This window comes from Pantoea cypripedii, from assembly GCF_011395035.1.
GTDB classification, from domain to species: Bacteria; Pseudomonadota; Gammaproteobacteria; order Enterobacterales; family Enterobacteriaceae; genus Pantoea; species Pantoea cypripedii_A.
The window spans coordinates 397817-417235 of sequence record NZ_CP024768.1 but is presented as its reverse complement, the minus strand read 5'-3'; the positions used below and the strand labels follow the sequence as shown (position 1 = coordinate 417235).

General features: G+C 56.8%; 20 protein-coding genes. 15 read left to right on the top strand and 5 right to left on the bottom strand.

Features of this window, described 5'->3' with window-relative positions; genetic code table 11:
- Window positions 1–3: 3 nt before the first annotated feature.
- The 3 genes from pxpB to CUN67_RS01875 are packed head-to-tail and all read left to right on the top strand — an operon-like array spanning window position 4 to window position 2486.
- A complete protein-coding gene (pxpB, locus tag CUN67_RS01885; RefSeq protein ID WP_208713776.1) occupies window positions 4–714 on the top strand; it encodes a 5-oxoprolinase subunit PxpB in 711 nt (236 codons plus the stop codon).
- Complete coding sequence (locus CUN67_RS01880; RefSeq protein ID WP_208713775.1) at window positions 711–1697, top strand: biotin-dependent carboxyltransferase family protein; 987 nt, start codon at window positions 711–713, stop codon at window positions 1695–1697. Before pxpB ends, CUN67_RS01880 begins: the two co-directional genes overlap by 4 nt.
- Before the next feature lie 21 nt (window positions 1698–1718).
- Window positions 1719–2486 carry a 5-oxoprolinase subunit PxpA gene (locus tag CUN67_RS01875; RefSeq protein WP_208713774.1) on the top strand — a complete coding sequence of 256 codons (768 nt, stop codon included), beginning with the start codon at window positions 1719–1721 and terminating at the stop codon, window positions 2484–2486.
- An 82-nt stretch (window positions 2487–2568) separates the two neighbouring features.
- Here the strand turns inward: CUN67_RS01875 and CUN67_RS01870 are convergent, their stop codons facing one another.
- Window positions 2569–3777, bottom strand: coding sequence for a pyridoxal phosphate-dependent aminotransferase (locus CUN67_RS01870; RefSeq protein WP_208713773.1), 1209 nt, complete (start codon window positions 3775–3777; stop codon window positions 2569–2571).
- Window positions 3778–4269: 492 nt separating this feature from the next.
- Between CUN67_RS01870 and nac the strand changes: the two genes are divergently transcribed.
- From nac to CUN67_RS01835, 7 genes are all read left to right on the top strand, one after another.
- Window positions 4270–5193 (top strand): nitrogen assimilation transcriptional regulator NAC, encoded by a 924-nt coding sequence (nac, locus tag CUN67_RS01865; protein ID WP_208713772.1) that lies wholly within the window; start codon window positions 4270–4272, stop codon window positions 5191–5193.
- A gap of 120 nt (window positions 5194–5313) precedes the next feature.
- Complete coding sequence (locus tag CUN67_RS01860; RefSeq protein ID WP_208713771.1) at window positions 5314–5742, top strand: acetyl-CoA carboxylase biotin carboxyl carrier protein; 429 nt, start codon at window positions 5314–5316, stop codon at window positions 5740–5742.
- Between the two features lie 119 nt (window positions 5743–5861).
- Complete coding sequence (locus tag CUN67_RS01855; RefSeq protein WP_208713770.1) at window positions 5862–6617, top strand: SDR family oxidoreductase; 756 nt, start codon at window positions 5862–5864, stop codon at window positions 6615–6617.
- 19 nt (window positions 6618–6636) lie between these two features.
- Window positions 6637–7332, top strand: coding sequence for an amino acid ABC transporter permease (locus tag CUN67_RS01850; protein WP_208713769.1), 696 nt, complete (start codon window positions 6637–6639; stop codon window positions 7330–7332).
- A 5-nt stretch (window positions 7333–7337) separates the two neighbouring features.
- Complete coding sequence (locus CUN67_RS01845) at window positions 7338–8093, top strand: amino acid ABC transporter permease (protein ID WP_208713768.1); 756 nt, start codon at window positions 7338–7340, stop codon at window positions 8091–8093.
- Between the two features lie 9 nt (window positions 8094–8102).
- Window positions 8103–8840 carry an amino acid ABC transporter ATP-binding protein gene (locus tag CUN67_RS01840; protein ID WP_302882399.1) on the top strand — a complete coding sequence of 246 codons (738 nt, stop codon included), beginning with the start codon at window positions 8103–8105 and terminating at the stop codon, window positions 8838–8840.
- Window positions 8841–9036: 196 nt separating this feature from the next.
- Window positions 9037–10149, top strand: coding sequence for a hypothetical protein (locus CUN67_RS01835; protein WP_208713767.1), 1113 nt, complete (start codon window positions 9037–9039; stop codon window positions 10147–10149).
- A 196-nt stretch (window positions 10150–10345) separates the two neighbouring features.
- Here the strand turns inward: CUN67_RS01835 and CUN67_RS01830 are convergent, their stop codons facing one another.
- The 3 genes from CUN67_RS01830 to CUN67_RS01820 all read right to left on the bottom strand — a co-directional run bounded on the left by CUN67_RS01830 (window position 10346) and on the right by CUN67_RS01820 (window position 13638).
- A complete protein-coding gene (locus CUN67_RS01830) occupies window positions 10346–11515 on the bottom strand; it encodes a Gfo/Idh/MocA family protein (RefSeq protein ID WP_208713766.1) in 1170 nt (389 codons plus the stop codon).
- A gap of 10 nt (window positions 11516–11525) precedes the next feature.
- Window positions 11526–12449, bottom strand: coding sequence for a TIM barrel protein (locus CUN67_RS01825; protein WP_208713765.1), 924 nt, complete (start codon window positions 12447–12449; stop codon window positions 11526–11528).
- Between the two features lie 160 nt (window positions 12450–12609).
- Window positions 12610–13638, bottom strand: a complete 1029-nt coding sequence (locus tag CUN67_RS01820) for a LacI family DNA-binding transcriptional regulator (protein WP_208713764.1) — start codon at window positions 13636–13638, stop codon at window positions 12610–12612.
- Between the two features lie 339 nt (window positions 13639–13977).
- Here CUN67_RS01820 and CUN67_RS01815 point away from each other — a divergent pair, with 339 nt between their 5' ends.
- Window positions 13978–15015 carry a Gfo/Idh/MocA family protein gene (locus CUN67_RS01815; protein ID WP_208713763.1) on the top strand — a complete coding sequence of 346 codons (1038 nt, stop codon included), beginning with the start codon at window positions 13978–13980 and terminating at the stop codon, window positions 15013–15015.
- A gap of 16 nt (window positions 15016–15031) precedes the next feature.
- Window positions 15032–15910, top strand: a complete 879-nt coding sequence (locus CUN67_RS01810; RefSeq protein ID WP_084871921.1) for a sugar phosphate isomerase/epimerase family protein — start codon at window positions 15032–15034, stop codon at window positions 15908–15910.
- A gap of 97 nt (window positions 15911–16007) precedes the next feature.
- Here CUN67_RS01810 and CUN67_RS01805 read toward each other — a convergent pair whose 3' ends face one another.
- Window positions 16008–17009 (bottom strand): Gfo/Idh/MocA family oxidoreductase, encoded by a 1002-nt coding sequence (locus CUN67_RS01805; protein ID WP_208713762.1) that lies wholly within the window; start codon window positions 17007–17009, stop codon window positions 16008–16010.
- Window positions 17010–17110: 101 nt separating this feature from the next.
- On the opposite strand from CUN67_RS01805, the gene CUN67_RS01800 reads away from it, so the two are divergent.
- The 3 genes from CUN67_RS01800 (at window position 17111) to CUN67_RS01790 (ending at window position 19404) form a co-directional block, all read left to right on the top strand.
- On the top strand, window positions 17111–18130 hold the full coding sequence (locus tag CUN67_RS01800; RefSeq protein ID WP_208717049.1) for a LacI family DNA-binding transcriptional regulator: 1020 nt from the start codon (window positions 17111–17113) through the stop codon (window positions 18128–18130).
- A gap of 102 nt (window positions 18131–18232) precedes the next feature.
- Window positions 18233–19114, top strand: coding sequence for a glutathione-dependent disulfide-bond oxidoreductase (gene yghU / locus CUN67_RS01795; RefSeq protein WP_208713761.1), 882 nt, complete (start codon window positions 18233–18235; stop codon window positions 19112–19114).
- Window positions 19114–19404 carry a DUF1330 domain-containing protein gene (locus CUN67_RS01790; protein WP_208713760.1) on the top strand — a complete coding sequence of 97 codons (291 nt, stop codon included), beginning with the start codon at window positions 19114–19116 and terminating at the stop codon, window positions 19402–19404. The genes yghU and CUN67_RS01790 overlap by 1 nt, the downstream gene beginning before the upstream one ends.
- The last annotated feature ends 15 nt before the right edge of the window (window positions 19405–19419 follow it).

The following is a 19419-nucleotide window of genomic DNA, read 5'->3' as shown; positions in this document are numbered from 1 at the left end:
CCCATGCCCGTGATGTCGCACACTGATATCCAGCCTGCCAGCGCCCCCGCGCTGGTGGGTAGCGCCATGCTCACCCTCTCCACCATTGGCGCGCGTGCCTGGCTGGTGGAAGCGCCGGGAGGGTTTGATTTGCCCTCACAGCGTCGCATCTGGTCGCTGGCGCGCCTGCTGGCGGGCGATGACGAAGTAGAAGCGCTGATCCCCGGCGTCACTAATCTGCTGGTGCTGTTTCGTCATATCCCGGCAGATGAAACCCTGGTGCGCGCCCGGCTGCATACGGCCTGGGAACAGGCGCAGGCCGTTCATCCCCAGGGCAAGCTGATCGAAATTCCGGTGGATTACGGCGGGGAACAGGCTATCGATCTCGATGCGGTTTGCCGCCATACCGGTTTCAGCGCGCGCGAAGTGGTACGTCGCCATCATCAAAGCGAATACACGGTGTTTGCCCTCGGCAGCGCCCCCGGCTTTGGCTATCTGCACGGACTGGATCCACAGCTGGCAACGCCACGTAAAAAAGTCCCCTCTCTCAGCATGCTGAAAGGCACCGTCACCATCGGTGGCGCACAGGCGGGCGTATCAGCGCTGACCGGGCCGAACGGCTGGAACGCTATCGGTTATGCCGAGCTGGAGGTGTTTGATCCGCTGGCGGATCCCCCGGCGCTGATGGCACCTGGCGACCGTATCCGCTTTCTGCCGCAGAGGATTGAGCTGTGATTGAGATTGAACAGAGCGGCGCGCTGAATACGGTGCAGGATTTAGGTCGCTTCAATTACCGCCATATGGGCGTCTCGGTCAGCGGCGTGATGGACCCGCTGGCGCTGCGCGCGGGTAATCTGCTGCTCGGCAACGACGAGAACGCGGCGGCGATTGAGGTTCAGCTGTTTCCGTTTCGCGTGCGCTTTTTACAGGGCACCAGCATCGCCGTGACCGGTGCCGACTGCCGCGCCACGCTGGATGGCCATCCGCTGCCCCCCTGGTGGGGCTGCGGCGTGAAAACCGGACAGGTGCTGGAATTGCGTTACCCGCGCAGCGGCGCACGCGCTTATCTGTGCATCGATGGTGGCATTGACGTGCCCGTGGTGCTGGATTCACGCAGCACTGCGCTACGTGGCGCGTTCGGCGGACATCATGGCCGGGCGTTGCAGCGCGGTGACCGCCTGCCGCTCGGTGCCGCCAGTGGCCCGGCCCTGCCCACTTCCGGCATCGGTATTGAACCGCCGGAAAGCGCACTGCGCTCGCTGTTTCCACGCAACAGTGCGGGTGAGATCCAGCTGCGTGCCATTCCGTCCGGGGAGTATCACCTGTTTGCCGCTGATGCCGCTCGTTTCTGGCAGCAATCCTGGCAGATCTCCAACCAAAGCAACCGCACCGGTTACCGGCTGGCGGGGGATCCGATCTTCCCGTCACAAACGGTGGAGATGCGATCTTACGGACTGATCCCCGGCATCGTGCAGGTGCCGCCGGCAGGCGAACCGATCATCCAGCTGAGCGATGCCAACACCGCGGGTGGCTATCCCAAGATCGCCGGGGTGATCGAGCAGGATCTATGGCGACTCGGCCAGGTGCTGCCGGGCCAGTCGATCCAGTTAGTGAAAAGCGATGTACGCGAGGCCATCGCCATTGAGCAGGAAGTCGCGCACTGGCTCACCCGGCTGCGCCTGAGCTGTCTGCCGATGCGTAAGGCCATCAGCGTTTAACCAGAGCAAGGATCCGATACGATGAAGATTGATGTTAATTCCGATATGGGAGAAGGCTTCGGCGTTTATCAGCTGTGTGATGATGCCGCGCTGATGCAGGTGGTGTCATCGGCTAATATCGCCTGCGGTTTTCATGCTGGCGATCCGGCGATCATGACCAAAATGGTACGGCTGGCAAAGCAACATGGTGTCGGTATTGGCGCTCATCCCGGCCTGCCGGATCGTCAGGGATTTGGCCGTCGTGAGTTGCCTTTTTCCGCTGACGAGATCTGTCAGCAGGTGGCGTATCAGTTAGGTGCATTGATGGCGATAACGCGTGCCGAAGGGACAAAAGTCGCGCACTTAAGCTTCCATGCTGCGATGGGTAATATCATCAATCGCGACGAAAAGCTGGCGCAGCAGGTGATGGCGTGGGTGGCACGCATCGACAGCTCGCTGATTATCTTTGCCCAGCCGGATACGATTATTGAACGTGCCGCGCAGGCGGCAGGATTAACAACCCTGACGCTGTTTCTCGCTGACCGCGCCTACGATGCGCAGGGTCGTCTGGTGCCACGCGGTGTGGCAGGTGCGGTGATTAACGAGGAAGGCGCGCTGCGCGCCAGGGTGCGGCAGTTTCTGCAACAGGGCACCGTCACCACCATCGAGGGAGAAGAACTGGCAGTGCGCGCCCGCTCGATTCTGGTCCACAGCGATACCCCCGGTTCACTGGCGCTCGCCAGCATCGTGCGCAGCGAAGTGGAGGCCAACGGCCACCAGGTGGCCCCGGCGGCGGAGGTGGTGGGGTGATTCACCCGTAGCGGCGCGATTTATCGCGCGGGTTTTTAAAAGACGCAGGATAAAAAACGGTCGCCAGTGGCGACCGTTGCTGCTATTTATCACGGCAACCGGCACAAAATGCCGCGATACGGTCACAGCCAGTCTGTAAACGCTCCATGCTGGTGGCGTAGGAGAGACGAATAAACGGACTCATGCCATAGGCCGCGCCCTGCACCGTCACCACATGTTGTTCCTCAATCAATGCCAGCACAAAATCCGCATCATTATTGATATGACGGCCACCGGCGCTGACTTTGCCAATATATCCGGCGATATTCACAAACAGGTAAAATGCCCCCTGCGGTCGATGGCAACGCAAACCATCAATCGCGGTCAGACGCTCCAGCACATAATCCCGGCGTTCGCGGTAAATACGTGCGCGTTCCTGCAACAAATCCTGCGGGCCTTCCAGCACCGCGACTGCCGCCGCCTGAGTCAGCGTAGTCACGCCACCGCTGTTCTGGGTGTTGACGTTACTCATCGCCTTAATCAGCGTTGCCGGACCGCCGCAGAAACCAAGGCGCCAGCCAGTCATCGAATACGCTTTTGATACGCCGTTCACCGTCAGCACGCGGTCATACAGACGGGGTTCCACCTGCGCCAGGGTGTAAAAACGAACGTCGTCATAAATCAGGTGTTCGTAGATGTCATCCGTCATGATCCACACCTGCGGGTGGCGCAGCAGCACCTCTCCCAGCGCCTGCAACTCCGCTTTGCTTGCCACCGAACCGGTTGGGTTGCTCGGGTAGTTAAGCAACAACCATTTGGTTTTATCGGTAATCGCTGCGTCCAGCTGTTGCGGCAGCGGTTTGAAGCCGTTTTCCTGCGCACAAGGCAGCGGCACCGGAATACCACCGGCAAACTTCACGATGTCGACATAGCTGATCCACGATGGCGTCGGGATCACCACTTCATCGCCTGGATTGATGGTCGCCAGAATGGCGTTAAAGATGATTTGCTTGGCACCGCCCGCCGTCAGGATCTGGCTGATATCGTAATCCAGCTGGTTATCACGTTTGAATTTCAGCTGAATCGCTTTGCGCAGTGCCGGGGTGCCATCAGTGGGAGGATAACGGGTATCTCCGGCGCGGGCCGCCGCGTATGCCGCTTCAATGGCGTGCTCCGGTGTCGGGAAGTCTGGCTCACCGGTAGAAAGTGCCACCACATCAATCCCCTGCGCCGCGAGATCGCGCGCTTTCTGGGTCATGGCGACGGAGGCGGAAACAGTGACATTCTTTAATCGATCGGCTATCTCGGGCATGGGGTACTTCCTGATCTCAGGGTCAGAAGAAACGGCGCTGCACGCCAATAACGCGCAGGGCCAGCAAGGTTCTCTGAGGATAGGTTTTTGCCCGAAGCCACCGTTAATAGAGCTTTGTTGTGGTGATATAACACAAAACGATGACACGACCGGTCGCACACTTTGGCAGCAAATCCAGCACATTGCGCGGAAATGCGCGGCGGGTCACGCAGTTGCCGCGCCAGATATGTTAAAAAAGTGTTACTTTCAGTTGTTTTTACGCGCCATCCTGGCGCATCGCTGTTGTCAGCCATTCATAACGCTGATAGGAAAACGCACCAAAACGGTGCGAAACACCTTGCCTGAACATTTGTTGAACAGGCATGGAGTCAACTCAGCAAAAGCCTTAGGAGGCACACTGGCCGTCCCCTCCTGTCTGAGTTCAATCACTAAACCTTATTCTGGCATCAACTTTGCTTGATGCTGATATGCGTTCCGCTGGAGGGAGTGACCATGAATCTTCGCCGTCTTAAATATTTTGTCAAAATTGTCGATGTGGGCAGTCTGACGCAGGCCGCCGATATCTTGCATATCGCCCAGCCTGCCCTGAGCCAGCAGCTGGCGACCCTGGAAGGGGAAGTGAATCAACAACTGCTCATCCGTACCAAGCGCGGCGTCACACCCACCGAAGCGGGTAAAACGCTCTATTCACATGCCCAGTCCATTTTGCGCCAGTGCGAACAGGCGCAAAGTGCGATTGATCGTGTTGGCGCGTCGCTCAGCGGCAGCGTCTCTGTCGGCCTGGCGCCGGGCACGGCGGCACAAAACCTTGCCCTGCCGCTCATGATGGAAGTGCAGCAGCAGCATCCCGGCATCGTGTTGTATTTCAATGAGAACTTCGGCACCACGCTGAGTGAGCTGATCATGAATGGCCGCATGGATATGGCGGTGATCTATGACCATCGCAACATCCACGGCCTGCGTTTTATGCCGCTGATGAAGGAAGATCTGTGCTTCGTCTGCCCCTTCAGCCTCGGGAAACCGCTGAAGGAGATCCGTCTGGCGGATGTGGCGAAATACGATCTGTTCCTGCCGCGTATCTACAACATCATGCGCAAAGTGCTGGACGATGCCTTTGTGCAGAACAACCTGCAATATCAGGTGAAATGCGAGATCGAATCGCAAACCACCCTCAATGCAGCGCTCTCCGCCGGGCTGGGTGCCACCATCATGCCGGAATCTGCCGCGCGGGCGATGTTGAAAAATGCCGATGCGTGGATGGCGAAGATTGTCGAGCCGGATGTTCAGGCATCGCTCTCGTTCTGCATGTCCGATCATCTGCCGCTATCGCAGCCAGCAGAAGCGGTAAAAGCGATTCTGCTGTCGCTGATGTCACGCCGCAACGTCGAAAACCATCCACTGACGCTGGTGGGATAAGCCTCGCTTATTGCCGCAAAGCGAAACCCTCTTACTGCCCGTCTGACGAACGCGCTAGATTGACTGCATCAGTTGCCCGCTCACGCGGGCTTTGTTGTCTTTCGCTTTGACGGGAACCTCATGGAAAAATCCGCAATACCGCTGCCGACGCTACGTGCTATCGCGCGCAGGATGCGCCGCGCCGGGTTGAGCCGCCTGGAGCTGGGCGGTAAAGACTGGTCGGTGCGCCTGACCTTCGCCGCCGCGCCACCTGCCCCTCCTCCGGCGCCCGAGATCCTCCCCAGTGCCACGCTTGCCGTTGGCGCGCCGATGCCGGGTACCCTGCTACTGCGCCATCCGCTGAGCCAGCAGGATTTTGTCCAACCCGGTCAGCAGGTGCAACCCGAGGAGCTGCTGGCACTGGTGCAAGTGGGTCCGCTGTATTTGCCCGTCACCAGCGCCACCGCTGGGCGGGTGGAACAGGTCACTGCGGGGAGCGGTACGCCAGTGGAATATAACCAGGAAATCATGATAATTCATCAAGATAACCCCGCACTTCCGCGGTTATAAGGGTCGCTTATTGCCTCAAAATTTTTATGTCTTATCCCCGTACAACATAACTGCATAAAGTCAGAAAAAGATCAGAAACGCGCCACAGCCAACAGGCCCGGCGATGACAGGAGAGGCAAATGCCATTTTCAGATTACAAAACTGCACTGGTCACCGGCGCATCAGCCGGGATGGGTGAAGCGATTGTTGAACGTCTGTGCCAGGAAGGGATCACCGTTCACGCCGTAGCGCGTCGTAAAGAACAACTGGCCGCGCTGGCGGAACGCACCGGCTGCATTCCACACGCGGTGGATGTCAGCGATCTCAACGCGTTGACGGCGCTGTGTCAGGACCTGCACATCGACATTCTGGTGAACAATGCCGGGTTGTCGCATCCGGGATCGATTCTCGATGCCGATGAAAGCGTGATCGACACCCAGGTGGATGTGAATCTGCGTGCGGTGCTGCATCTGTGCCGTCTGCTGGTGCCGGGCATGGTGGCACGCGATCGTGGTCATGTGTTCAACATCACCTCCATCGCCGCCATCTACAACTTTGGTGGCAACTCGGTGTACCACGCCACCAAAGCCGGGGTGCATGCCCTGTCGCGCCAGTTGCGCGTTGATTGTTATGGCAAGCGGGTACGTATCACCGAAATCTGCCCGGGCCGTGTCGCGACGGACATCTTCGGCAACGTCTCTGGCGATCACGAAGAGGCACGTCGCCGTTTTATTGATGGCTTTGAGCTGCCGCAGGCGAAAGATATCGCGGACTGCGTCGCCTTTGCCCTGGCTGCACCGGTGGCGGTGAATATCGGCAATATCGAGATCACCCCAACCTTGCAGGTGCCGGGCGGCCTTTCCACCATGCGACCCGGCGACCGCGCCGGGTCGTGATGTCATAAGAGGGTAAACGATGGCACTCGATTTCAGTAGTGTGATAACCGGCCACTTCGGCCAGATGATCGTAGACGGAACGGTTGTCACCCTTGAACTGGCGTTGGGTGCCTGGCTGCTGGCGATGGCCCTCGCCATGCTGCTGGTGATCATCCGCCTGACCAATCAACGCATTGCTGTCGGGCTGGTGAAAGCCTATGTCTCGTATCACCGCAATGTGCCGACGCTGATTCAATTGATGATGTGGTATTTCGCCATTCCGACGCTGCTGCCGGAAGCACTGCAAATGTGGATTAACGACTACAACGCAGAGTTTCTGTTTTCGCTGGTGGCGCTCGGTCTGTGCCAGGCCGCTTACTTCTCGGAAGATATCCGCAGCGGACTGCGTGCCATCCCGGATGGTCAAAACGAAGCCGCGCGTGCGCTTGGCATGGGCTTTGTCCGCGCCATGTGGTCGGTGATTCTGCCGCAGGGCATTCGTAATGCGCTACCTTCATTAATCAACCACACGGTGCTGTTGTTCAAAAATACCAGCCTGGCGATGGTGATTGGCGTGGCGGAATTGACCTATGTCACGCGCGACATCGAGAACCAGACCTTCCGAACCTTCGAGTCCTATTTTGTCGCGACTGTGGGTTATCTGTTCTTCTCCCTGTTGCTGATGGGCCTTGGTGCATTGCTGGCCCGTCGCTTTCAGCGCGTCTATGCGAGGTAATGGCGATGCTTGAGATGTTCACCATTTTGCATGACAACGGCATGCTGCTGTTAATGGGCCAGTACCCGAATGGGCCGCTGGGCGGGGTGCTCTGCACGCTGTTGATCTCGCTGCTGGCGGTGTTGTTTGCCTTCCCGGTGGGCGTGCTGCTGGGCCTGGCGCGCCTGTCACCCTGGCGCTGGCTGAGCTGGCCCGCGACCTGCTGGGTCTACCTGCTGCGCGGCATTCCGCTGATGATGGTGGTGTTCTGGACCTACTTCTGCGTGCCGCTGCTGATTGGTCACAACATCAGCGGCTTCACCACCATGCTGTGTACGCTGGTGATTTATGAGAGCGCCTATATCGCCGAAATCGTGCGCGGCGGTATTCAGGCGTTGCCACACGGGCAATATGAAGCAGCACGCGCACTCGGCATGGGACATATCAAAACCCTGCGTCTGGTGATCCTGCCACAGGCGCTGTTTAACACCCTGCCCAGCCTGGTCAGCCAGCTGGTGTCGATCATCAAAGACAGCACCCTCGGCTATGTGATCAACGTGCCGGAGTTGACCTTCGCCGCCAACCAGGTGAGCAACCAGCTGCTGACCAAACCTTTCCAGGTGTTCGCCATTGTGGCGCTGAGCTACTACCTCATCTGCTTCAGCCTGACGTGGCTTGCCAACAAACTTGAAGCGCGACTCGCGCAGAAACGTCGTCAGCCGCCAGTGGAAGCCCCCATCGTGGCCCCGGCGGTGATGTTGACTAAAACCCCATCACAATAAGGAACGGCTATGCGACCGATGATTCTGTTTAATCAGGTCAACAAATGGTACGGCGCGTATCAGGCGCTGACCGACCTAAGTGCCGAGATCAATCCCGGCGAAGTGGTCGTGGTTTGCGGCCCGTCTGGCTCCGGCAAATCGACGTTAATCCGCACCGTCAACCGGCTGGAACCTATCGAAGGCGGCCAGATTGTGTTTGATGGTATCGATATCCACGGCAGCAGCACGCGCCTTAACCAGCTGCGCACGCGTATTGGTTTTGTTTTCCAGAGTTTTAACCTGTTCCCGCATGTGTCGGTGGCAGAGAACATTATGATGTCACCGATGAAGGTGCTGGGCGTCAAACGTTCCGAAGCACGCCAGCAGGCAGGAGAGCTGCTGGAACGGGTTGGATTATCGCACAAGGCGGATGCTTATCCGGCGCAGCTGTCGGGCGGTCAGCAGCAGCGTGTGGCGATTGCCCGTGCACTGGCGATGAAGCCGCCAGTGATGCTGTTTGATGAACCCACGTCAGCACTCGATCCGGAAATGGTCGGTGAAGTGTTGTCGGTGATGCGCGGCCTGGCGCAGGAAGGCATGACGATGATGTGTGTCACCCACGAGATGAATTTTGCGCGTGAAGTGGCCGATACCATCTGGTTTATGGATCAGGGCCAGATTCTGGAAAAAGCCACGCCGGAGAAATTCTTCACCCAACCGCAGCATCCGCGCGCCCAGCGCTTCTTAAGTGATTTACGATCCCATTGATTCAGGTTTGCGCGATTTATCGCGCAACGCCTCAAACCAACGTCATGTCTGAATAGTTATGATATTTCTGTGAAATTCCTTCCCGCCCGTTGCTGCCTCACGTTAATTTCCTGTCGACCTTAGTACACTTCCCTCCCCTGTTCGCCAGGTACAGCTGCATATTCTCCATTTGATCATTATCCAAAGGAATGAATTTATGAGCGTGGGATCAGTTTCGGCTTCATACGGTACGATGACAAATACCCCTGATAGTGGCTGGCGTTTTGTGCAGTTAAGAACTACCGCTCACAATCCTCTGGATGAAAGCAATCTGGTTGTCGATATGGGTGTGGGAAGTGTCAGTAACGTCACACTTAATAACTGTAAGATTGGCATTAAAAATACTGAACAGCATCTCTGGGAGGCTGTCTACTCACGCAATGGGGAAATAAAAATAAATAACTGCGAGATAAAAGGCATCGTCTATGCACCAAATTATCTCACTGAAGCTGACCAATGTTTAATTGAAGGAAAAGTTCAGGGCTTTAGTGGCACCATCAACCTGACTGAGACGGAGATCAGAAGCCAGGATTACACCAATGTAAAACTGATGCCGCAGTCAGGATTTTGTGAGTGGATTTGCCCGGTGAAAGGCAGCCATGACGCGGTTTATCAATTTAATCTGAGTGAAGTTAATTATTATAAAGACCTTTTAAAACCTGTCATCGGAGGCGATATTCTTCCTCATGTGGCGGTTGAAAATATTGATAACAATGTCAGGTGTGAAAAAAAATGCAAAATATATGGCGATGTGGTTATCCTCTTTTATGAAGAAGGACTGGCCACAAGGAAAATGGAGATTATTGATTCAATGGTCGCCGGAAATCTCCTGAACCGTGCTGGCGATACGCTTGTGGAAAGAAGCAGCGCAAAAGCCGTATACAGTAATATTGGCATGACAGAGATAAATAATTCTACGGTGGATTTTATTTATACCAATGATAGTGACACACTTATTCACAACCATTCTATTGTCAGGCAGGGCGGCATTCTGGGTGGTCAAAACAATGAGATATTATCTTCAACAGTCAATGGTTCATTGAAACTACTGGGACAAAATCTGGTTATAGGAAAAGACGCCGTTGTTAATGAGATCTGTTTACCGCGCCTGGATGAGGCCACCGGTTTTATTCCGCAGATAACCCTTCAGAGTGGCGCAACCCTGCATTCTCTGGTTACCCATGGATACCCGTGCCGTATTGGCATCGGGCAAGGGGCCGCCTTCACGCCATCAATCATCCCTGAAAATGTGGAAATCTATTACTTTTAACCTGAAAACCGCGCGATAAATCGCGCCGCTACGAAAACGTGCAATTATTGGCCTGGTCGGCATAAATGCCGCCCCTACAACGTAGGGGGCGAATTTATTCGCACCAGGGATTGAAGCTCAAGACGGTAGTTACGGTACTGTGCGATTTGTAGCGGCGCAATTTATTGCGCTGGTTTGGTCTGTGTCAATGATGCCGTCAGCAATCCACCCACACCGCACCAGCATCGGCTGACTGCACGCACTGCCCGACCCAGCGAACGCCCATCAAGCCCGCATGCACATCGGGATACCAGAAGTTCTCCAGAAACGCCTGATCACCACGGTCGGTGGCATCCATCGCCAGCGCAAAACGACGATAGAGATTAGACCAGGCTTCAAACAGCCCTTCAGGATGGCCGCCGCCAATACGATCGTCCTCCAACGCGCGTCCATACAGATATCCCATACCGCGCTCCAGAATCTGCACCGGCTCGCCCTGCACTTCGTAACGCAGCTGATTTGGCTGTTCGTCCCACCATTCCAGGCTGGCCTTCTCGCCAATCACCCGCACTTTTTGGCCGTGCATGGAACCGCAGTTCACCGCCGAGGCCCACATGGTGCCCACCGCGCCGTTGTCATACTCCATCATCACAAAGGCATTATCTTCCAGCGGTGCACGGCTTTTGACAAAGCTCTGACGGCTGCACAGCAGGCGTTTAACTTTCAGCTTCGGCACCATGGTTTCAGCGATAAACAGCGGATGGGTAGCGAGATCTCCCAGCACATAACTGGGGCCAACAAAGCGCGGATCGACACGCCATTTGGTGCTGGGGTTTTGCAGTTCCACCGCCTCGTTATGGAAACCGTGGGCAAACTGCATATTGATGATGCGAATCTCTCCCAGCAGGCCTTCGGCGATCATCTCCCGTGCCTGATGAATCAACTGATGACCGGCATAGCCGTAGGTCACGCCGATGATTTTTTTCTTCTCTGCACAGAGTTTTTCCAGCTCATCAGCCTCGGCGACGGTGAAGCACAGCGGCTTTTCACACACCACATGCAGCCCGGCATGTAACGCGGCACGACAAATGTCGAAATGGGTGTTGTTGGGGGTGGCGATGGACACCGCCTCGATACCGTCGGCGCGTGCCGCTTCCGCCGCAAACATCGTTTCATAATCGGGATAGCAGCGATCTGCCGTTACGCCAAGCGCCACGCCAAATGCCCGGCCACGCTCGGCGTCGATATCGAACGCCCCAGCCTGCAAGACAAAATTGCCGTCACGCAGAGCTGCGGAACGGTGAATGTAACCAATCTGGCTGGTGCCGCCGCCGCCAACCATACCCCAGCGCAGTGAACGTTCGAGAGCTTTAGTGCCGTTAATCATGATGTTGTCCTCAGAATCCGACCGATTGCAGATAGTGCAGGCTGGCAGTGACATCGCGCAGGCTGGTGTCAGCATTGCGCGGGTCGCGCTCCTGTTCGATGGTGATCCAGCCCAGATAATCACGCTCCGCCAGGAAGGCGCGCACCGCCGGATAATCAATCGCCCCTTTACCTATCGGGCACATCACGCCTTCAGCGCAGGCGGCAAAGAAATCCACACCACGGGCGATAACAGCACGCCACACCGCCTCGTTAACGTCTTTGAAGTGCAGATAATCGATGCGATCCCAGTAGCGATTCAGCCAGGTAATCGGGTCCATGCCGGAGTAGTACAGATGGCCGGTATCGAGGCACAAACCGGCCACCTCGTGCGGGATATCCTGCACCAGCTGTTCCAGTTCATCGGCGAATTCAATGCAGCCACCAGCATGGGGATGGATCACCGCACGCACGCCATATTCCTGCCAGGCGATCTCACTCAGGGTGGTGATGTGCTGCATCATGCGCTGCCAGTCGGCGGATGACAGACGTGGTGCTTTATCGGACTGACCGGCATATTTCGCCCGCTCAGGATTACCGAAATCGATAATCACCAGATAGGGAGCAGGTTGATTGACGCCGTGGGTTTTCTCAGCCGTCGGCACCTGGGACAGGTTGCGGCAGATGTTGTGCGTCAGCACCACCATTGCCGGGAAATTTGCTTCGCTCACCAGGTCGTCAAACAGGGTGCCTGCCACCAGCGACAGGTTGTGCAACTCCAGCTGCTGGCGCAGTTCGCTGGCATCCACCGGCAGGTAGCTCCACGGGCCAAGTTCAATGCTGCGGTAACCCGCTTGCGCGGCTTCACTCAGGACTTTTTGCCACGGCGGCAGGAAGGGGTTTTTCGGATCATCAACGCCCCAGCTACAGGGCGCATTGGCGATATGGATAGTCATGATCGTTCCTTGCTGTGATTGATGGGGCAAGTATCAAATAAAAATTTCATCTTCAACAAGCATGAAACTTTCATTTTTTGATAACGATCATGTTATTTTTCATCATATAAATGATAGTTTTTTATCATTTATATTAAAAACAGCGCGATAAATCGCCCCGTTACAAATTCTCACGCGTCACAATATCGAACGGCAACGTCACCTGGGTGAAATGCTCGCCGCCAGCAGCCTGACGCTGTTGCAGGGTCTGAATCAGCGTCAGCGCCAGATCCTCAATGCGATGTCGCAGCATCACCGTGATAGTGCCGTCAATCAATGCCAGATCGCCATCACTGACCGGGCCGTGACAAATCAACGCCACCCGCCGCTGCGACTGTTCACGCAGGGCACGGATCACCCCTTCAACCCCACCGCATGGCGCAAAGATCAGTGCCAGATCGGCATGGTCATCCAGCAGGCGACGTGTCGCCTGATAACCGCCTTCAATCGACTCGTGGGTTTTTAACGGCTCCAGCACCCGGCGCGTGCTGTCCTGTTCGCGCAGGTAGGAACGGAAGCTGATCTCGCAGCTCTCCTGGCAGGTAAAACGATGGTCGCCCACCAGCACCCCCACCGGGCCAGGCTGATGCAGCACATGCTTCGCCATCCAGCCTGCGGTACGCCCGGCTTTCTGGTTATCCAGCCCGAAGTAACCCGCGTGACCACAGGGGGAAAAATTGGAAAACAGCGCATAAACCTTCACCCCCTGGCGCGATACGCTTTCAATCGCCCGGCGGATTAGCGGATGGTCGAGCGCCACCAGCCCAATCGCGTCCACCTGTCGCGCCAGGGTATGCAGCGAGTCCACCACCGCATCGACATCATCAATGTCATGCCAGAAAAACTGCGGTTCGCTGCCCACCGGATGCAATGGCTGCGCCTGCGCGCGCAGGGCGTCGGTCAGCGACTGATAAAACGAATAGCTTTTCGCCAGCAGAATAAACCCCATACGCAGCGAGACTGCGGGCACCGGCTGCCCCGGGTGCAGTAAAGGCATCAGATCAGCGCGATAACCCAGACGGCTCGCCGCCTCCAGCACCTTCTGTTCGGTGGCGGCGCGCACCGGCGCACGGCGATTAAGCACGCGATCGACTGTTGCCACACCGACACCGGCCGCAGCGGCGATGGCGTTCATGGTGATTTTACTCATGCCAGACTTCCACGATTGAATGATAGAAAAATTATCAAAAATAATGCCTCATCCGCATCAAAAGTGCGAACAATTCGCGCCGGAAATCGTCATCAAATCGCAATGTCTGATAGAGAATCTCTCATAATTTTGATCCCCTTCGCAAAAATGAAATGAATAATTCCACACCAATATCATTCGGAATAAATGTTTGATAATTATTTCTACGACGACGCCTGAAAACGGGTTGATGGATTTGCATCAGCAAAGCGTTCGAACGGTCTGCTGCGCCTTTCTATAGTGGTTAACGGCCTGCCTGGTCGCCCGGTGTGTTACGTATCGAAGAAAAACGGAGATGATATGTTCCCCTCAACCTTACCTGTACCCCGTCGTCACCCTGTTAACCAGATTCCCGCATTGCGCTGGGGCATTGTCGGCCCCGGCTGGATTGCCGACCACTTTGCCAATGCGCTGCGCCATCACACGCAACAACAGCTGGTGGCGGTCGCGTCACGCAGCATAGAGAAAGCGCAGGCGTTTGCCAGCAAATGGGATATCCCCCACGCCTGCGCAGGTATCGACGCCTTGCTGAGCCGCAACGATATTGATGTGGTGTATATCGCCACACCGCATAACCACCATTTCCCGGATGGTTTGCGTGCGTTGCAGGCGGGCAAGCATGTGCTGATTGAAAAGCCGCTGGCGCTGAATGCGCAGCAGGCATGGCAATTACAGCAGGAAGCACAGCAACAGCAGCGCCTGTGCATTGAAGCCATGTGGTGCGACTACGCACCAAAATACGATGTGATCCGTCAGCTGCTGGCGGATGGCGCGCTCGGTGAGGTTCATACCCTGATTGCCGATCATGGCGAGTATTTCACCCAGGATCACCGTATTTTTAACGCCGATCTCGCCGGTGGTCCGATGCTGGATCTCGGCAGCTATCTGATCAGTTTTAGCGTGCTGGTGGCGGGCGCACCGGACCGCATCGTCGCCGTGGGGCAGCCTGCGCCTGGCGGCGTCAACGGCCAGACATCAATGCTGCTGACCCATCCCGGCGGGATGCATGCGGTCCTCAACACCACCTTATTCAGCAACACACCGGGCACGGCGGTGATTGCCGGTCGCGATGCCACCCTGTATCTCGATGGGCAGTTCTACGCTCCGGGCAATTTCCGTCTGACATCCAGCGATGGCCGCCACACGCTGCGCTGGGAAGAACCCACCAATCGCTATATCCAGCTTTCTCATGAAATCGAACATACCGCCTGGTGCATCCATCAGGGCCTGACCGACTCACCGGTTCGTCCGCTTGCCACCTCGCTGGCAACGCTAAACGCGATGGATGAAGTGAGACGCCAGATCGGTGTGGTTTTCAATGAAGAGCGACCGGCTTAACGCGCAGGAGAAAACAATGAAAATCGCTTTTGACGTCGATGTCATCCGTGACCTTGGTATCACCCGCATGGTGCACCAGGTGGCGGAATGGGGCTACAAGTACATTGAACAGTCGCCGCATCCGCAAATTAACCCGTTCTATAAACACCCGAAAGCCAGCCGTGAAATCATGACGGAATACAAGAACGCGCTGCGTTCGACTGGCCTGGAAATATCCTCGTTTATCGTGGTGTATCGCTGGTCCGGTCCGGATGAATTGCGTCGCCAGGCGGCGGTGAAGAACTGGAAGCGCATGATCGAGATCGCCGTGGAAATGGGGGTGCCGGTGATCAATACCGAGCTGTCCGGCAACCCGAATGAGCCGGAGATCTGTGAAGAGATGTTCTATCGCTCGATGGAGGAACTGCTGCCGATTATCGAGCGTGAAGGGATCCGCGTGGAAATTCAGGCGCATCCATGGGACTTCTGCGAAGAGAGCAACGAAACGGCGGATATCGTGAAGTCATTCCGCAGCGATCATGTGAAATACATCTACAGCGCGCCGCATACCTTCTTCTATGACAAAGGCAAAGGCGATGTGAAAAGCATGCTGCAATACGCCGGTGATGACCTGTCACATATGCTGATTGCCGACACCATGAACCACACCAAACATTGTCGCTATATCGTGAACCCACCGGGCGTGGATGCCACCATCCACCAGCATGTGGGGGTTGGCGAAGGTGAAGTTAATTTTGATGCCCTGTTCGAAGCGTTGCGCGAGATGGATTTCGCCAACCGCAGCTTTAAGGTTGGCGGGGAATCGATCATCTCGGCGGCACTGTTCGGTTATCCCGAGAAGATGAAGTATCAGGCGGTGGAAACCCGCGAACTGATTGAACGCGAGTTGTTGTAAAAGCGAGCTACAGTATCTGCACCTACTTGTAGCGGCGCGATTTATCGCGCGCGATGTCGGAAAAAAACGCGCGATAAATCGCGCCGCTACAAGGTTGTCAGAATTGGACCGTGACAAACTCCCCCTGCGTCAACGACAGCTGCGCCGCTTCCGCAATCGCCTGGGCGCGCAGGCCATCCTGCAATCCCGGCAGGTCCGCCACCGGTTCTCCACCGATATGGCGCAGAAACGCATCCAGATGGGTGTAATAGGTGTCACGCACCCGGCTGAACCAGTCGGCATACAGGCCCGGCTGGGTAATCCCCTGGCCCTGATACAAGGTCGCACCGCGCACCGACTGACTTTCCGATGCCAGCATCCCTGCACTGCCCATCACGCTGATACGCTCGTCGTAGCCATAGGCGGTACGCCGGGTATTATCCAGCTGCGCCAGCGCCCCCTGCTGCATCCGCATAATCAGCACCGAAGTATCGACATCAAAATCACGGATTTCCGGCATCGCCAGCGCCGCCCCCATCGCCCCGACGGTGGTGACTTCATCGTCCGTCAGCCAGCGCAGCAGATCGAAGAAATGAATGGCCTGATCACGCATCTGCCCACCCGATGCTTGCAGGTAGCTCAGCGGCGGCAACTCGGACGCCCGGCATACCATCTGGATCAGCTCCGTCCGGCCAATGACCCCCTGCCGCAGCTGCGCTTTCAGCTGCTGATGGCTGCGATCAAAACGGCGGTTAAAACCGACGGTGATCGGCACCTGCACCGGCGAAATCTTTTCCACCACATCGCGTGCGCGATCCAGTGACAAATCGATCGGCTTTTCGCAATACACCGCCTTGCCTGCCATCACCGCCTGCTCCAGCAGATCGGCATGAGTCGGCGTGGCGCTGGCGATCAGCACCCCATCGATCGCATCGCTGGCAAGTGCCTGCTGCACGCTGGCCGCCTGCGCGCCATAGCGCTGCGCGACCGCTTCTGCGCGGGCGGCATCGATATCACACACCAGCGCCAGTTCCACGCCAGGATGCGCCGCCAGATTCGCGGCATGAACCTGGCCGATAAAACCACTACCAATCAAAGCAAAACGTTGCGGTGACCGCATGATAAAGCTCCTGTTTGTTCACACTTCAGAGGTCTGTTGCTTGTCAAAATAGCCGCTTCTGGCAGGCTGTCTGAACGCGGTTTTTGATGGAATTCACTCAGATGAAGGCGATGACGCTGGCAGAACTGGCAAAACGGGCAGGCGTGGGCGTGGCGACGGTGGACCGGGTGTTGAATGACCGTGGCGGCGTCTCACCGGCGATGACCAAAAAAGTGCTGCAGATCGCGCGTGAGACCGGACTAAAACGCATTCTGCCGGAGGAGCACCGTCATCCGTGGCAGATTGAAGTGCTGCTGAGCAGTAACGGTTCGTTCTTCTTTCAACAACTGGCACAGGATTTCGCCACCCTGGCGGATGAACTGGGCTATCGCCGCCTGCGGCTGCATCGCACCCTGATACCGGAAAACGCGCCAGAGAAGCTGGCGGCACATATCGAAGCCAGCAGCAAAAAAATGGATGCGCTGATTGTCTTCGCCCATGAAAATCCGCTGATTTATCAGGCGCTGGCGACATGCCAGGCGCGTGCGGTGCCCGTGATTACGCTGGTAACCGATCTGCCCGATGCAGCACGCCTGTGCCATGTCGGTATCGATCAATACAAAGCCGGTCGCACCGCCGGGCTGATGCTCGGCAGCATGCTGTCCCAGCCGGGTGAGGTGGTGCTGGTCAGTGGTCGGGCCGATTACCATGCGCATCGTCAGCGTATCGAAGGATGCCAGGCGGTGCTGGCTGAACGCTTCCCGCAGCTCCATCTCAACGCTATTCTCGCCGGGCAGGATGAGCGCGAACGTATCAGCCGCCTGCTGGAAAAAACGCTGGCGCATACTAAGCAGATTGTCGGCCTGTACAACACCGGGATGGGCAATACCCAGATTTATGAAGCGCTGGCGCGCCACCGTCTGAGCGGCAAAGTGGTGTACGTCACCCATGAGCTGTACAACACCACGCGCCTGCTGCTGGAAAAACAGGTGCTGACGCTGACGCTCGATCAAAACACCCAGCGCCATGCGCAGCTGGCCCTGACGCTGCTGCTGCGCTACCTCGAAGAGGGTGAGCAGCCGGATACCCGGCAAGCGGGCAAAGTGGACTTTATGCTTTTTACGCAAGAGAACTTTGCATAACCGCACTTTGCATCTCATCGCCAGCGCGGTTAAATCGCCGTTGACTGCGACTGCTACACTCAGTGGCAGCTAAAAACGCAACCTCAACAAGGCGAAATCACTATGTCGGAACATCAGTATCAGCCCGCAAAAGTCTGGACCTGGGACCCGGAAGCCAAAGGCAACGGCGCTAAGACCAACCGCCCGACGGCCGGACCGACCCATGAGAAAACGCTGCCGGTCGGCAAACATCCGCTCCAGCTCTACTCGCTCGGTACGCCAAACGGCCAGAAAATTACCATTCTGCTGGAAGAATTGCTGGCGCTCGGCGTCACGGCAGCCGAATACGACGCCTGGCTGATCCGTATCGGCGAGGGCGACCAGTTCTCCAGCGGTTTCGTTGACGTTAACCCGAACTCCAAAATTCCGGCGCTGAGCGACCACTCGGTTAATCCGCCGCTGCGCGTGTTTGAATCCGGCAACATTCTGCTGTATCTGGCGGACAAATTCGGCCACTTCCTGCCGAAAGACATTGCCGGTCGCACCGAAGCACTCAACTGGCTGTTCTGGTTGCAGGGATCTGCCCCTTATCTCGGCGGCGGCTTCGGCCACTTCTATCACTACGCACCGGAAAAAATCGAGTACGCCATCAACCGCTTCACGCTGGAAGCGAAACGTCAGCTGGATGTGCTGGATCGCCAGCTGGCGAATCACCGCTACCTCGGCGGTGATGAATACAGCATCGCCGATATCGCCACCTGGCCGTGGTACGGCAACCTGGTGCTGAACGATCAATACGGCGGTGCCGAGTTCCTTGATGTGCAGTCGTATAAACATGTGGTGCGCTGGGCGAAAGAAATCGCCCAGCGTCCGGCGGTGATCCGCGGTCGCAAAGTGAACCGTGCCTTCGGTGCCGCACCGGAAGACCAGTTGCTGGAACGCCATGATGCATCCGATTTTGATACCAACACCGAAGATAAGCGCCAGGCACGGGGAGAGAAATAATGAGCGCCTATGTGGTGTTTATCCGCGATGAGACGCTGAACGGCAACGAAATGGCGACTTACGCGCAGAAAGCCGGTGAAGCGCGCGGCGATCATCCGATCACCCCGCTGGCCTTTTACGGCGAGCTGGAAACGCTGGAAGGCCCGGAAGCAGAAGGCGTGGTGGTACTGGAGTTCCCGGATATCGAAGCTGCGAAAGGCTGGTATTACAGTCCGGCCTATCAGGAAGCGAAAACACATCGTCTGAAAGGGGCGAAATATCGCGTGCTGCTGGTGCAGGGCGTAGAGTAATCCATCGCGCGATAA